11 protein-coding genes, 1 tRNA gene and 2 pseudogenes are annotated in these 14,326 nt (G+C 65.1%); 8 read left to right on the forward strand and 6 right to left on the reverse strand.

The features are described 5' to 3' along the window. The first annotated feature begins 235 nt into the window (after positions 1 to 235). Both ACH34Q_RS27785 and ACH34Q_RS27790 read left to right on the forward strand, forming a co-directional pair. Positions 236 to 2,323 carry a hypothetical protein gene (locus ACH34Q_RS27785; protein ID WP_395986016.1) on the forward strand — a complete coding sequence of 696 codons (2,088 nt, stop codon included), beginning with the start codon at positions 236 to 238 and terminating at the stop codon, positions 2,321 to 2,323. 75 nt (positions 2,324 to 2,398) lie between these two features. Beyond that, positions 2,399 to 2,578: pseudogene (locus ACH34Q_RS27790) on the forward strand (transposase); the annotation flags it as partial. A 99-nt stretch (positions 2,579 to 2,677) separates the two neighbouring features. On the opposite strand, the gene ACH34Q_RS27795 reads toward ACH34Q_RS27790, so the two are convergent. Together ACH34Q_RS27795 and ACH34Q_RS27800 are read right to left on the reverse strand one after the other, a co-directional pair. Beyond that, positions 2,678 to 2,884, reverse strand: coding sequence for a hypothetical protein (locus tag ACH34Q_RS27795; protein WP_395986017.1), 207 nt, complete (start codon positions 2,882 to 2,884; stop codon positions 2,678 to 2,680). A gap of 91 nt (positions 2,885 to 2,975) precedes the next feature. Further along, positions 2,976 to 3,365: a hypothetical protein gene (locus ACH34Q_RS27800; RefSeq protein ID WP_395986018.1), complete on the reverse strand. Its 390-nt coding sequence runs from the start codon at positions 3,363 to 3,365 to the stop codon at positions 2,976 to 2,978. 174 nt (positions 3,366 to 3,539) lie between these two features. Between ACH34Q_RS27800 and ACH34Q_RS27805 the strand changes: the two genes are divergently transcribed. Continuing rightward, a complete protein-coding gene (locus ACH34Q_RS27805; RefSeq protein ID WP_395986019.1) occupies positions 3,540 to 4,622 on the forward strand; it encodes a hypothetical protein in 1,083 nt (360 codons plus the stop codon). Positions 4,623 to 4,828: 206 nt separating this feature from the next. After that, positions 4,829 to 4,911: transfer RNA gene (locus ACH34Q_RS27810), tRNA-Lys, on the forward strand. On the opposite strand, the gene ACH34Q_RS27815 is transcribed toward ACH34Q_RS27810, so the two are convergent. Continuing rightward, positions 4,873 to 5,166, reverse strand: a complete 294-nt coding sequence (locus ACH34Q_RS27815) for a tyrosine-type recombinase/integrase (protein WP_395986020.1) — start codon at positions 5,164 to 5,166, stop codon at positions 4,873 to 4,875. The two genes, ACH34Q_RS27810 and ACH34Q_RS27815, sit on opposite strands and share 39 nt — an antisense overlap. A 115-nt stretch (positions 5,167 to 5,281) precedes the next feature. Between ACH34Q_RS27815 and ACH34Q_RS27820 the strand changes: the two genes are divergently transcribed. Beyond that, complete coding sequence (locus ACH34Q_RS27820; protein WP_395986021.1) at positions 5,282 to 6,379, forward strand: integrase core domain-containing protein; 1,098 nt, start codon at positions 5,282 to 5,284, stop codon at positions 6,377 to 6,379. A 464-nt stretch (positions 6,380 to 6,843) separates the two neighbouring features. Beyond that, entirely contained in the window at positions 6,844 to 7,344 is a 501-nt protein-coding gene (locus ACH34Q_RS27825) for a hypothetical protein (RefSeq protein ID WP_395986022.1), read from the forward strand. A gap of 589 nt (positions 7,345 to 7,933) precedes the next feature. Here ACH34Q_RS27825 and ACH34Q_RS27830 read toward each other — a convergent pair. Together ACH34Q_RS27830 and ACH34Q_RS27835 are read right to left on the reverse strand one after the other, a co-directional pair. Further along, a complete protein-coding gene (locus tag ACH34Q_RS27830) occupies positions 7,934 to 8,056 on the reverse strand; it encodes a hypothetical protein (RefSeq protein WP_395986023.1) in 123 nt (40 codons plus the stop codon). Positions 8,057 to 8,319: 263 nt separating this feature from the next. Then, a complete protein-coding gene (locus ACH34Q_RS27835) occupies positions 8,320 to 9,762 on the reverse strand; it encodes a pentapeptide repeat-containing protein (protein ID WP_395986024.1) in 1,443 nt (480 codons plus the stop codon). Positions 9,763 to 10,794: 1,032 nt separating this feature from the next. Here ACH34Q_RS27835 and ACH34Q_RS27840 point away from each other — a divergent pair. Continuing rightward, on the forward strand, positions 10,795 to 11,367 hold the full coding sequence (locus ACH34Q_RS27840) for a hypothetical protein (RefSeq protein ID WP_395986025.1): 573 nt from the start codon (positions 10,795 to 10,797) through the stop codon (positions 11,365 to 11,367). Between the two features lie 746 nt (positions 11,368 to 12,113). Here ACH34Q_RS27840 and ACH34Q_RS27845 read toward each other — a convergent pair. Next, positions 12,114 to 12,284 (reverse strand): annotated as a pseudogene (locus ACH34Q_RS27845) (IS256 family transposase); the annotation flags it as partial. Between the two features lie 463 nt (positions 12,285 to 12,747). Between ACH34Q_RS27845 and zwf the strand changes: the two are divergent. Further along, positions 12,748 to 14,100, forward strand: a complete 1,353-nt coding sequence (gene zwf / locus ACH34Q_RS27850; protein WP_395986039.1) for a glucose-6-phosphate dehydrogenase — start codon at positions 12,748 to 12,750, stop codon at positions 14,098 to 14,100. The last annotated feature ends 226 nt before the right edge of the window (positions 14,101 to 14,326 follow it).

Below are 14,326 nucleotides of genomic sequence, written 5' to 3' on the forward strand. Positions count from 1 at the left end.
CACACCTCTCCTGACCTAGCCAGCACTCACGTCTCCGTGAATTGAATCTAGCATACGAGAGTACGATGCTTCATCATCAGACCGATGCGCCCCCTCACCTCATAGGCGCCCCCTTGTGTGCGGCTGGGGTTTCGGAAGCGGCTGCATCCTCGGGACGCAGCGTTCACTCTGGTTTGTGTGACTAGCCGACGGGCCACCGGCCCAGGAAGGGGTAGCCATGCCGACAACCCTTCGCATGCTGGAACTGGCCATACGTACCGACCACGGCTGGCAGCGGCCCTACCAGCTCGACAAGCACATTGTGATCGTGCATGGTCCGGTCGACCGGGGCAAGACCTCCTTCCTGGACTCGATCGCCTTCGTGTTCGGCCGCACCGTCCGCTTTCGCGGCACTGTCCACAAGCACCTGCGCGAGGTTAAGGCGACGGTCCGAATCGGCACGTCGACCTATGTCCTCAACCGCCGCCACCTGCGCCGCTCACACATCACCGTCACCGCAGCCGACGGCACCCTCGTCGGCAAGTTCCCGGTACGGCGCAGCGAGAACCAGCAGACCTTCTCGGACTGGCTGTTAGAAGAGTTCGGCCTCGACGAGGCCATCGCATCGATCAGCGCGCCAGGCGGGCAACAACTGGACTTCGCCTCGGCGATCCTGCCCTACTGCTACTTGTGCCAGAGCGACATCGACCGCTTCCTCATCATGCCGCCAGGGCAGGACACGGTACGAGTCGCGATCATGCGGCTGCTGTTTCACCTCACCTCACCCGCCATCCAGCGTCTCGAAGGCCAGATCAGAGACGGGGAGCGAGAGCTGCGTCGGCACCGCGACCGCCTCCAGATCATCGAGGAGTTTCTCGGCGCGCCTCAGGACCGTGTCCAGCAACAAATCGAGATGGACATCGCAGCTCTGACTAGCGCACGACAGCAGGCAGCCTCGGTGCTGTCCGAACTGCAGGCGAACGCCGGCGCTGCCGAGCGGCTCGATCACACGCTGGCCGAGCAGATACGCATGGCCCATCGGGAGTGGCGAGAAGCCGAGACCGCGCTGGAGAGCGCACGCCGTCACCATGACCGCGCTCAGCAAGAGGTGAACGGCTTCCAGTCCGCTCTGGAAGAGCTTCAAGAACTTCAGCGACGCCCGCCCTCTCCGCTGACCCTCCATAAGGTGCTGGCCAACTGCCCCATCTGCTTCGGTCCAGTGCCGCGCCAGCCTCCCGCACCCGGACGCTGCTACCTGTGCAACGGCCTGCACCCCGGTGTCGTCCAAGAAGTCGAAGTGGACGCGATCCGCCAGAAACTCCAAGTTGCGCAGCGCACCCTCGAGGACCTGGAATCCGTCGTCACCGAAGCCGGTGATAGGGCGAACAAGGCGGCACTGAAAGTGAGCGGTCTACGACACGAACGAGAAATGACCACTGGCCCGGACGTTCACCCTCACATAGGAGCGATACGCAGCGCCGCAGCCAAACACGCCCGACTCACCGCCGAACTGACCGCCAAACGCAACGACCTGGGTCGGATCAAGCCACTGACTCAACTACGCCAGTTGATCACCGAACTACAATCCGAACAAGACCGCCGCCAAGCCGAACTCGAGCATCTGCGAGACGAACACGCCCGTCCTGACAACCTGCTCCGACACCTGCGGGCCACCCTGCGATCCATCCTGGACCGAATCAAACTGCCGCACTTCACCGGCCAGGTGCACATTGACCGCAACACACTCCTGCCACTTATCGACGGGCTGGATTTCGACGGTCGCGGCGGCGGTGCACGCTCGGCAGTGAGCATCGCTTACAGTCTCGCGCTGTTGGCCATCACCCAGGAAGGCACCAGCTCACTTCTTCCTACACTCCTGATGATCGACTCGCCCCGGAAGAACTTCGGTGCCGGCGACGCCGACACCGACCTGGCCGACCATATTTACAACCGAGTCCTCGACTACGTGATCACCTGGAGCCAATCCTCCTACGGGGCCCGATACAACTCCTTCCAGATCATCATCGCCGACAACGACCGCGCCCTGCGCAACCACAAACGGACCATCCCCAAGCGGGAGACCCCGTACCTGACCTACATCGACTTGACCCAGGGCCTGATCACTGGCCTCCTCGACCCGCATGCCGGTCTCGGTAAGATCGACGAACCGTTGATAGAAGAGCGAGAGTTCAACGAACCAATCGGCGACGAGACCCTCCGTGGTCCAACGGAAAGTATCCCTCACTCGCCAGCAGGGCAGCCGACAAAAGACATCTCCGATGGATCACGTCCTCACATCGACCAACCCGGCGATTTTCCGGATGCAGAAGGTCGATTGTTCTGAAGTTGAGCCGTGGTGAACTGAAGCCGGGACGGTGCCTGGTCATTCATGCGAGCACCTGGCCTGGTCACGCAGGCGCGGATCGTGCCGCGCATCGCCCGGCCCGGCATCGAGTCCGGCGAACGCCTGGGCCGCCACCGTTGGGTGATCGAGCGAACGCTGTCCTGGCTGTTTGGCTACCGGCGGCTGACCGTCCGCTACGAACGCCACGGCCATCCGTTCACCGCCTTCCTCACCCTCGCGGCCACCATCACCTGCTACAAGAAACTCGCCAAACCCTCCACACGAGACACGCTCTTAGGGTGCTTTCTGTGTCGTGGACCCAACCGGCGCATCGCGATCATGACATGACCAGTATCAATCACTAGCGGATGAAATGGATTCACGGAGCGAGGCGACGTGATCGCTCACATCGATAGCGAATGCCGATGCAGCTTGATCGACGCCCTCCACCGTCGCGCTGAGCTGCTTGTCATTCCTCGCTTCATTGGCGAGGCGGTGGAGTTCCAGGGCGGCCCTGACGAGACGTTCCGTAGCACTCATGGCCTGTGTAGTGTTGCCCATGTCGGTCCCTTCGCTTGGCCAGCCCCCGGAGCCTTGCAGGCTCGCGGAGTTCTCAATGGTGGGGCATTAAACGGGCAACCTGCGCGAGCAGTCAGGGCTTTTCGTCGAGGATCTTTTTGATTTCACGGACGATCAAGTAGCGCTGGTACCACGACGCCCGGTGGAACCGGATCGTGAGTTCGTCCCATTCGTGGACATACTCCTCGAACTCGATTGCCTTTGGATCTGGCACAGGGTCATATGCGGCCTGCTGCAGGAGGTCGTACGGTCCGATGCCGAGTTCTGGGTGCTGCTTGGCCAGTTCCTCGCCGAGTCGCTTGGCATCCTCATACGAGGGTCGAGCGTTCTGGTGTCGCCAGTGGCTAACGCGTGGGCTTCGTGCGCCCATCGGACGCTCCAGGTGCGCGTCGGTCAGGCCCTGTCCATGGAGGCGCTCGCGCATCCGCTCTTCGAGGTACTTGACCACAGCTTGCCCGAACATGACAGGAACCTAGCGGCCCGGCCCCGTCACTCCTCAGAGCTGGCCAGATTTGGTCCGAGTTCAGCGTTGCTCTTGATCGCAGACTTGGTCAGTGCGCCTGCGCGGCCGGGGCGGATCGCCCCTTGCCCGGGTGTGGCGTGGCACGGTTGCTGCTAACACCTCTGGGAGGGTCCGTTGAGTACTTACGCCTATGACGAGGACCGTCATGCGCTCATGGTGTTCTGGGAGACCGGCGCCGCTCACACCGCCTTCACCGTCACCGAGTTGTCCAGCGAGGTTTCCGGCGACCAGGCCCAGCACCTCGCGCATGCACTGACGCAGTTCGGCGCCCAGGCCTGGCGCACCTACACCCATCCCGCCTCGGCATCCGAGGACCAAGGGGAGAACAGCGAAGGCTGGCGCCGGGAACGGCATCGGGAAGCCTTCACCAAGGCCACCGACGCCGTGACCAATCCGAACCTCCCCACCGATGGCATGCTCCTCCAGTCCTACAACCCCGTCGAAGAGGCTGCCCACCAGGTCGGTCGCGCACTACATGCCCCAAGCGATCCTGGCCTGACCGCACGGATCGTCACCGAAGTCCAAGAGGAACTGGCCGCGGTGGAGCGGGCCGAACGAGGCGATTTCACCGGCCGCTCCCGCCAAGCCGTCACGCTCACCCGCGCCGACGCCTCACCCTCACAAGTCGACGCCGCCGACACGATCTTCTCCAGAAACCCGCTCGGCAGCCCCGCCCTGTTCACCGACGTCGATCCGGTCGCCGCTGCGATCGCCGCCGCGCACTGGCTGCAGGCCGCCGCCGATGTCACCGCAGAGATCACCAGCCTGCAGCCCACCCAGATCGTCGAGGAAGCCGACAACATCGAGGCCCTCGCACACGCGACCCCCACCATCGTGCTGGAACAGTTGAACAGCGGCCTGACCCCGTACGCCACGATCACCGGCATGATCGGTGACGCCATGATCGTCGCCGAAGGCCGCATCCCCGACATCGACGACCTGTGCGAACGCATCGACCAAGCCGAACAGCTCGCCGACCAGCACCAGGACCCCCGCCTGCGCGAAGCCCTCCGCGACGAGATCCGCACCACCCCGCTCGACCCCACGCGGCCCGCGCAAAACCTCCTGGAAGATCTCCTCGACGGGATCCGCGGCTGCTGGCTCCTCTACCAGGAGGATATGGAAGATGACGACGACGATGCCTTCGCCGAGGCCGTACGGGCCGAGGCAAACGCCAACCGGGACCGGCTCACATAACCGACTCATTCATGATGCTCACAGCGCTGCATGCCGGCGATGCGTGCCTACCGGAGTCACGTGTACGCTGAGATGAGGTCACTCCATTAAACACGCCCATCGATGGCCATGTTGGCTCGTTGTTGGCTCGGCAGCCTTGGTACGGACTGACAGGCAACGATATGGCCTGGCACCGAAATCGGACTGGACGTGGACAGAATGGTATCGGGCGGCACCAAAATAGCTGGCCTAACATGAAAGCTGCGGACTTTTAATCCGTAGGTTGTGGGTTCGAGTCCCACGCGACCCACCCCATGTGACCAGGGCAGACACCGGATCCGGTGTCTGCCCTGGGCCGTCTCGGTTGCAGTTTGGGTTGCGGTTCGGGGCCAGATCGGCCCCAGAGCGCCGCTCCAATGCGTCCCATGGCGCTGGCCGTGAGCCCGTCCGTCGGGTGGGTGTACCGGCGCGTGGTGCTCAGCTGGGCGTGTCCGAGGATGCGTTGGATGACGTGGATATCGACCCCTTGCTCGCCGAGCAACGTTGTGGGTGCCGAAAATGTCATCCATGCAGGTGAGAGTGCACCCGGCCGGTGATCAAGCCACTGGGCGCAGTGGCACTGGTTGAACAGCTCCTAACGACCCGTGCGCGAGGTGGTCACCGCGGCATGATGGTCTGCTGTGTTGTTGCGATTGGCCTATCTGACGGTGGCGAACACCTTCTCGGTCCTGCGCCTTCTTCCCGCGAGCGATCGGGACAAGGACACCGAGATCCTCGCGCTGAGGCATCAACTCGCGGTGCTGGAACGTCCGCTGGGCGGACAGAAGGTGCGGTTCACCCCGGTCGACCGGGCGTTCCTGGCGGCGCTACTGCACCGTCTGACGCCCGGAGCGCTGCACCGGATACGGTTGCTGGTGCGTCCGGATACGGTGCTTCGCTGGCATCGCGACCTTGTCCGACGTCGGCACGCTACCCAGTCCCGGCCGAAACGGCCTGGCCGGCCGCCGACGGCGCGCTCCATCCGGGCGCTGGTGCTGCGCCTGGTCCGGGAGAACCCCGACTGGGGTTATCGCCGCGTGCACGGCGAACTGCTCGTGCTCGGCGTGAAGGTCGCGCCCTCCACCGTGTGGGAAATCCTGAAGGAGGCCGGGATCGACCCGGCACCCGAACGCGCCGCCGGCACGTGGGCGGCGTTCCTGCGCTCCCAGGCCGACGCTCTGCTGGCCTGCGACTTCCTGGAGACCGTCACCCTGACCGGTGCACGCATGTACGTGCTGGCGATGATCGAGCACCGCACCCGCCGGATACGCGTCCTGGGTGCAACGGCGCACCCGACCGCCGCGTGGGTGGTCCAGGCCACAAGGAACCTGGTCATGGACCTGGAGGACACCGGGTGCCGCGCACGGTGGCTGATCCGGGACCGCGACGGCAAGTACCCCGAACTATTCGACACCGTCCTGACCGACACCGACATCAAGATCGTGCTCACCGGCGTCCGGATGCCACGCATGAACTCGATCATGGAACGGTGGGTGCAAACCTGCCGCCATGAGCTTCTCGACCGGACCCTGATCTGGAACGAACGCCACCTGCTCCATGCCCTGCGCGAATTCGAGACCTTTTACAACGAGCACCGGCCGCACCGGGGCATTTCGAACGCCCGCCCGTGCACTCCGCTGCCCTCACCGATCACCGACCCCGACCAGATCGCCCACCTGGACATACGACGCCACCAACGCCTCGGCGGAATCCTCAACGAGTACCGGCATGCCGCGTGACCTGCCCAGATGAGGTTTTCGGCATGCGCAGCGTCCACAACCTCTCCGTCGAGGGCGTCCACACCTACTACGTGGAGGCGGGAACGTCATCTGTCCTGGTGCACAACTGCGGGCGCGGCGACCATGACACCCCCCTTCAATATCCTCAACGTGGTCCAGCGGATCGAGACCCACGTTCTGTCCCTGCACAGTCATGGCACAGGCTCCGACGGCAGCAAGTTCACCGAGGCGCTCAGCTCGGTCGAGGGGATCGTGGAACTGCTCTGGGAGGTCCTCGAGGCGACCGCCAGCAATCAGCAGGGCAACCACTGCCACTGGTTCGAACTCGACCGGAGGGAGAACATAGGACGGTCGAGCCGACAGCCGGCGGTCCGGCGAGGGGCACGAGGCGCGTCCAGGTCTGGTTCATGGCAGACGGGCAGTTCAGTACCATCCACCCGACCCTGAAGGACAGCTGCGACTAAATGAGTCTGATCATCGATTTCGAGCGCGACCCCCGAGGGCATCTCCTACCCAACGGCGCGCCCGCCGACCTGGCCACGACCGGATTGGGCTGGCTGCAATCCTCGCTGTTTCGCGGCAGGCTCATCCTCCGTTCGGGCGATGTGGACCTCAGCACCGACGGCAGAAATTTCCTCGCTCTGCTCAACGTCGTGACGTTCTTCCCGCGCGCCTTCACCGACGCCGTCGTGTCGGGCCGCGGCAGCGTTCCGTTCTTCGACCAGGACGACGTCGTCAAGATCACTGTCGACGGCGACGCCGTCCAGTTGACCCGCCTGTACAGCGACAAGATCATCGACACCGACAGATCCGAGTTCTTCGCCGCGCTGATGGGCTTTCTCAACAGCAGCCTGACCCGGCTCACCGAGGACTACCCGGAACTGCTGAACAACTCCTATTTCTTCGACCTCCTCTTCGGAGAGCCGGCCTCCGGATTCACCAGAAGCGTCATACGGCGGGGATGAGCCGGGGCTTGCGCAGCAACCGAACTGTGATTCTTGAGCCAAGGCCTGGATGACTGGTGGTGCCCCTAATCAGCTGAAGAGGTTCGTGGTGTGGTGGAAGGTTGTGGCGGCGGCCTCCAGGTCAGGCCAGCCAGCTCTCATGGATCATGCTCGGATATCTGGCAGTGACGCGCTTGCGATCACGGAGCCAGCGAGGCGTGCAGCAACCGGAGGAATCGGTTGAGTTCGGCTGGTCGGCGAAGTCGAGGCCTTGGAGGAAGCCCGTGTCGATCTCGTCGCCGACTTCGCTAGATCGTCGGCTGCTGATCGGCGTCCTTCTCCCGAACGTGGCCCACGCCGCCAGGTAGCAGAGCGTGGTGCATGGCTCGACATCGTGTCCGAACGCGGCCGGGCGCCCCGGTCGCACGGCCGCCACCGGGTACCGCCCTGACCAGCGCCGGTTTCATGGATCCACCGTGTCCAAGGCGGGTCGCACCGTTATCCGGTCCGGTCGACGCCCGCCGTGCCCGGGCCTGAACCTGCCCGGTCGACGCCGCCGCGGCCGCGCTGCTGATCTCCACCGGGCTGCGCGACCGCCGAGGTCGCCGCGCTAACCGCCGGACGGATCAGCGACGACGCCGGGCTCACCCCGCCCGTGCTGCGCGCCACCGCCATCACCCTGCTGCCGGACGCCGCCGTCCCCGTCGAACTCGTCCAGCAACTGCTGGGGCACGCCTCCTCCGTCACCACCCAGCCCTACGAACGCTGCCAGGACCGACGCGCCTCCTACCGGCTGGCCTCGCTACTGGCCGGCGGCACCTGGCTGGCTCCCGCGTCCCAGCGGCAACGCGGGTCACTGAGACACGCAGGTCAGATCCGGTTCTTTCATGGCCTCGGCAAGGTTCTGGCAGTGGTCGGCTCGGGACGTTACGTCAACCCGGCCGTGACGTCTCCGGATATTCGCGGCCTGCGTACGTCGGTCCACGACGCCCCTCCTCAGTTCGTGTCCGGCAGTGACACACCTGCAGGAGGCCGCCCCTCAGCATCCATCGGGATCCCCACCGGAGGCCGTACCCACGCCCGCGGTGCTGCGACGTCGACGCGGCCGCCGGTGAACAATGCACGCCCGAAGCTGACCTCGCCGCCGGAGAACATCGCGGCAATGAAGTTGACCTGGCCATCAGAGAACGTCGCATCCTCAAAGTTGACCTCGCCGCCGGAGAACATCGCACCCCAGAAGTTGACCTTGCTACCAGAGAGCGTCGCGCCTATGAAGATGACTTTGCCGTCGGAGAAAGTCGCGCCCACGAAGCTGACCTGGCCACCGGAGAACGTTGCGCTCACGAAGCTGACCTGGCCACCGGAGAACATCGCGCCCCTGAAGCTGACCTGGCCACCGGAGAACGTTGCACCCATGAAGCTGACCTGGCCACCGGAGAACGTCGCGTTCACGAGGTTGACCTCTCCGCCGGAGAACTGCGCGTCCGCGAAGTCGACCTGCCCGGAGAACCTTGCGCCCGCGAAGCTGACCTGGCCGCCAGAGAACATCGCGCCCCAGAAATTGACCTCGCCGTCGGCGAACATCGCGTCCGCGAAGTCGACCTGCCCGGAGAACCTTGCGCCCGCGAAGCTGACCTGGCCGCCAGAGAACGTCACGTTCCGGAAGCTAAAACTGTTGGCGAAGGTGGCGTTAGTGAAGTTGGCGGTGCCAGCGGTGAAGTGAGCGCCGTGCAGGTCACCGCCGTCGAAGACGACGTCGGTGAAGTCGAAGTCGTGGCCTTGCCAGCAATACGGGTCCTCGGCGGGTAGGCGCAAGTGGTTGCCGATAAGACGGAGGATGGTGTGGCGTACTTCGCGCAGCCCCCGGTAGACGATGCGCTGCTGGTGGTGCGTGTCGCGTTCGGCGGTGGGGGTGGTCTGCTGGTCGGTGGGCAGAGGTCCGGGGTCGGGGGTGTAGGGGAGGCGCAAGTAGGCGCACAGGACGTCGATGCAGGTCTGGCGGAGGGTGCGGGAGGCGTCGTCGGCGATCCCGGCCAGGGCGTGGACGCCGCCGAGTTGGATGGCGGGGTTGGTGTCGCCGAGCTGGGCAACGGCGGCGGTGAACCGGTCAGTGAGCTGGCCGCGCTCGGTCAGCTCATGGGTGCGGAGCTGGGCTTGCTCGGTGTGGTCGGCCGCACGCAGGGCGGCGTGCACGCTTTCCTGCGCCGCCTTGGCGGTCTCACGGGCTGAGCGCGCGTTGGCGGCGGTGTAGTAGATCGCGACCGCTGCCAGGAACCCGGTGGCCATCGCAGTGATCCGGCCACGGGCCTTGTCCAATGACTCCTGCCGATCCTTACCCGTGAGCGCATCCCGGCCATGCAGCTTCACACCGTCGACGTGCTCGACCCACCACGCCGTAACCGGCCACAACAGCACCAGCAGCACAGCGAGCACCAGCATGACCGCGGCAGCGGCACCAACCCACCACCACCATCGCCGGCCCCGTTCCTCCCCGGCCGATGCGGCCAGTGCCCCCTGCGGCGCTTCGCCCAGTCCACTCACAACGGTTCTGACGCATGACGAAGCGCTCAGGCCCTTCCCGCGTCATTTCAATGTCGTCTCAATCTCCCTGGCGCGGGCCGATGCTTCCTCCGGTGCGGCTGTTGATACGCCGGTTCCAACGCCCTGGCGACCGCGCTGGAACGGCACCTCCGCGGCCCAGAGTCGACTCCTGCAGGAGCAACCCCACCTCGCGCTGGTTCAGCCAGCATCGCCCCGCAAGTTCCGCCTGGCTTGCAACTCGGTTAGCCGGACGCCCGCGCTTTGTGGTTTCGGAACGGCCTGTTGAGGCGTACCAGCGCGCAGCCGCCTAGCCCTCATTGGAGCAGGTGACGCCTCGCGGGCAAGCGATGAGCGGGTTCCTACACGAGATCTTTACCAGCATCTCCCGCCTCGCCGAAATGACGAGGTCATCCAAAATCTCGGCACTCACTCCAGCTTTACCGTCCCTGCCCAAAGACTCGCCAGCAGCGTCGTATCCGCAGGTCACAGCCGATCTCTGCAGCTCTTCGACACCGCGTGAGCACCTGCCTTCGGCCTACCGGCTGCTCATGAAGTGCTCACGCCGTGGCGGATACCTGGCGCCATCAACCGCCACGACGCAACGGGGGTCGTCATGTCCTTCCACCAAGTCACCACCGCAGCCGACAACGAAGCAGCTCGGGCCGGTGGCGACAGCACGCAGCCAGGCAAAGCGCTGAGAGTCGCCGAGCAATCCTTCAAGCTCCTGATCACCGGACCGAGTCCGCTCGCGGTCAACGGCCAGCAGCTGGGGCACGACCTGACCGCCCGCCGCATCGATCTCGGAGAACTACGGCCGCTGCTGCTGGACGCAACACCTCCGACGCCCTCAAGGACGCCGCCTGGGCAGAGCTGGTCGCCCGCGCACGTACCGGGGACCCCGCATGGGTCATCGGCTGCGTCGGGGTAGCGATGCCAGGCCTGAAGAACATAGCCGCCCGGCTGATCCGTTCCAGCCCCGCGCGATACGCCGACGACATCGTGTCGGAGCTGCTCACCGAGTTCGTCACCCAGCTGACGCGCATCGACACCGAGCGGCCGAACATCTCCCCTCGCCTGATGCTGTGGGCGCGGAAGGGAGCACTTCGTGCCCTCGGATGGGAAGCCCGTCACCTGCCCCGCGACCCATGGGAGTTGGCGTCCGCCGCCAGCGGCAGGGACACCGATCCGATGTCCCTGCTGCTGGACGCCGTGCGCAAGGGGATCATCACCCCGGTCGGCGCTTCACTGATCGTCGCGACGCGCCTGGACGCCCTGTCGGTACGAGACATCGCCCGCGAACAGGGCATCTGCATAGATCGCCTCTACAGGCAACGCAGGACCGCAGAAGCACACCTCGCAGCCGCGATCCAGGAGGGGACACTTTCTGCGCCATCCCCTGTGGGGTTTCATAACCCTGTCGTGGTGTTTGACCTGCGGCGTCACGGTCGACTGATGGCTGTCATGCCGGGTCTCTTGCGAACTACCGAACCGCGGGAGCTGTGACCGCATGAGCCTGAGCGTTTCGATGGAAGCCCCGGTGGACGGTCGGCCTGGCCGACGCCGGTCGGTGTAGGTCCACTTGCGGACGGTCAGGTGATGGTGCGATCGTGACCGGGAAGATCTTCGCCCAGTAACGGCGGCGAACCAGCCGGGACAACGCTGTGAGCCAGAGCCGGTCGGCGTGATCCCACCTCGGCCGTGTGGGTGCCGGAAACCGTGTCACCTCATGCGACCTGCGAGTACTCGTGGATGAGTCCGCCGAGTCGATCACGGCGCAGGACGCGGATGTTGTGGGGTTGGCGCCGTGGGTTGCGTGCGTCGGGGGGTTGCTGAGCCAGGCTCCGATGAGGCCGGTGAGTGTTGTACTCGGCCAGCACGTGGCGCAGGTGCCGTTCACCGGTGATGAGGAGCCGGTCGGTGCACTCGCGGCGGACGCTGCCGACCCTGTGGGGTTCCATAACCCTGTCGTGGTGTTTGACCTGCGGCATCACGGTCGGCTGATGCCTGTCACGCTGCCTCCCGGTACTCGTTAATCAGTCCGCCCAGGACCCTCTGCCGCCGTATTCTCGCCGTCGCGATGTCGGTTACTGCGGCGGCTGTGGTGATGTCGTCGGAGTCTGGTGGCCGCAGATTCCGGGCTCGGTGCGGACGATGCTGGTTATAGTGCGCGACATATTCATCCAGGACCGCGGGTCACGTCCAGCGGAGTGGTGTATGAGCGGGTCTCCGCGTGATCCTGTTTCTGCAGGTTAAGCGGTGAGTTCCTGGGTGTCGATCTTGGGGTCGGGTGTGGTGCCGTCGATAACGCGCAGGCGGGCTTTGGCCAGGAATTCCAGACCCATATAGCGGCGGGCCTCGGCCCATTCGTCGGTCTGCTCCATCAGCACCGCGCCGACCAGCCGGACGATCGCCGCCCGGCTCATCTTCGCGGGTCTGGGCAGCAGTCGCGCCAGGGCAGCGATCACCGCTCGATCGGCCCAGTCCAGCTTGGGCCTGGGGTGTTGGCGCCGCAACACCGCGACCTCATGGCGCAGCACCAGCAGCTCGGCATCCTTGGACGCCGTCGAACGCGCCAGCAGCGCCATCCACCCGGCCAAGCGGACGAACATCACATACAGCATCCGTACCGTCACAAGCACCCGATCCTGCCAGCGCAGCGGCCACCACGGTTGACATACCGGCAGGTCAGACACCTATGTCCCGTTTTGGAGCCCCACAGGCATCGGCACGGAACGACATGCGAACCGGGATCGATGGAGACGAGGCGACACGTTCTGACCATGACCGAGCGCTATGCGACCCGCGGGACGCTTGTTCTCCGGATGGCCGAGGCGTCAAGCTGTGAGCCGAGAAGAGGGGGCGGCGATGGAGCGGGCCGACGCGATGGTGCTGTTCGGGATCACCGGGAATCTGGCGTACAAGATGCTGCTGCCGGCGTTATACCAGCTGACGGCGGACGGGGTGCTGGACCAGCCGATCGTGGGGGTCGCCAAGACCGACCTCGACCTGGCCGGGCTGCGAAGTCGGGCCCGTGAGGCCTGCGAGGCCAAGCACGACAAGGTGGACGACGCGGCGTTCGAGAAGTTCGCCGGGAACCTCCGGCTCGTCGCCGGCGACTACACCGACGGCGCCACCTTCGATGCGATCCGTGGCGAGGTCGGCGATGCGGGATTCCTCACTCACTATCTTGCGGTTCCTCCTTCGCTGTTCGCGACGGTCGCCGAGGGTCTGGCCAGGGTCGACCTGAACAGGAACGCCCGGATGGTCGTCGAAAAGCCGTTCGGCAACAACCTGGAGTCGGCGCGGGCGTTGAACGCCGAGTTGCTGAAGTTCTTCGACGAGGACCATCTGAGGCGCGTCGACCACTTCCTCGGCAAGGAACCGATCGAGGACCTGCTGATGTTCCGGTTCGAAAACATGCTCCTGGAGCCGATCTGGAACCGTCACTACGTCGACAACGTGCAGATCACGATGGCCGAGGACTTCGACGTCGCCGACCGTGGCTCGTTCTACGACGCCAACGGCACGATCCGCGATGTCGTCCAGAACCACCTTCTGCAGATCCTCGCGCTCCTGGCCATGGACACGCCGCCGTCGACCGACTCACGCGCCTTCATCGACGAGAAATGGCGGGTCCTGCGCGCCGTCGAGGCCGTTGCACCCGGCGATATCGTCCGCGGCCAGTACGACGGCTACCTCGCCACCGAAGGCGTCCGTGGGGGTTCGACCACCGAGACCTACGCTGCGCTGTGCCTGCGCATCAACAACTGGCGCTGGGCCGACGTCCCGTTCTACATCCGCTCCGGTAAAGCACTGGGCACCACCGATCTGGAAGTGGTCGCCCAACTCCGCACCCCGCCCATCAGCTTCTTCGACGGCGCCCCAGAGCCCAATCTGATCCGCTTCCGCATCCAGCCCGATGCGGGGGTCACATTCGACCTGCTCGCCAAGGTCCCCGGACGCGACAGCACCCGGCGAGTCCCGCTCAGCGTGGACTTCACCAAGGTCCTAGGCCCGATGGAAGCGGCCTACCAGCGCATCCTTACCGACGCGATGACCGGCGACCCCCGCCGCTTCGTCCGCTTCGACCTGGCCGAAGAATCCTGGCGCATCATCCAGCCCGTCCTCGACCTCCCCACCCAGCCCCTCCCCTACGCCAAAGGAACCTGGGGACCGGACGAAGCCACCACCTTCGTCCCCGGCGGTTGGCACGAAATCTCCACCACCTTCGACTGACGCGAAGGGCCTGGATATGGGCCCGAGGGTGGCGACAACGACGATGCCGAGAAGCCGCAGACCGCCTTGCGGGTGCCGAAAATATCGTCCACGCTGTGGGGTTCCATAACTCTGTCGCGGTGTGTGACCTGCGACGTCGCGGTCGACCGGTCGGGGTCATGCCGACTGCCGGTATTCGTTGAGCAAACCGCCCCAGACTCTCCGCCGCCGTATTCTCGCCGTCGTC

The sequence above is a fragment of the Actinomadura sp. 9N407 genome, assembly GCF_044326315.1.
Classification (GTDB): domain Bacteria; phylum Actinomycetota; class Actinomycetes; order Streptosporangiales; family Streptosporangiaceae; genus Spirillospora.

What these genes read in the sequence shown, in the direction of transcription:
- ACH34Q_RS27785 (WP_395986016.1), top strand. Translation starts at nt 236, where the DNA reads ATGCTGGAACTGGCCATACGTACCGACCACGGCTGGCAGCGGCCCTAC.
- ACH34Q_RS27795 (WP_395986017.1), bottom strand. Translation starts at nt 2,884, where the DNA reads ATGGGCAACACTACACAGGCCATGAGTGCTACGGAACGTCTCGTCAGG.
- ACH34Q_RS27800 (WP_395986018.1), bottom strand. Translation starts at nt 3,365, where the DNA reads ATGTTCGGGCAAGCTGTGGTCAAGTACCTCGAAGAGCGGATGCGCGAG.
- ACH34Q_RS27815 (WP_395986020.1), bottom strand. Translation starts at nt 5,166, where the DNA reads ATGACATTTTCGGCACCCACAACGTTGCTCGGCGAGCAAGGGGTCGAT.
- ACH34Q_RS27825 (WP_395986022.1), top strand. Translation starts at nt 6,844, where the DNA reads ATGAGTCTGATCATCGATTTCGAGCGCGACCCCCGAGGGCATCTCCTA.
- ACH34Q_RS27835 (WP_395986024.1), bottom strand. Translation starts at nt 9,762, where the DNA reads ATGCTGGTGCTCGCTGTGCTGCTGGTGCTGTTGTGGCCGGTTACGGCG.
- ACH34Q_RS27840 (WP_395986025.1), top strand. Translation starts at nt 10,795, where the DNA reads ATGCCAGGCCTGAAGAACATAGCCGCCCGGCTGATCCGTTCCAGCCCC.
- zwf (WP_395986039.1), top strand. Translation starts at nt 12,748, where the DNA reads ATGGTGCTGTTCGGGATCACCGGGAATCTGGCGTACAAGATGCTGCTG.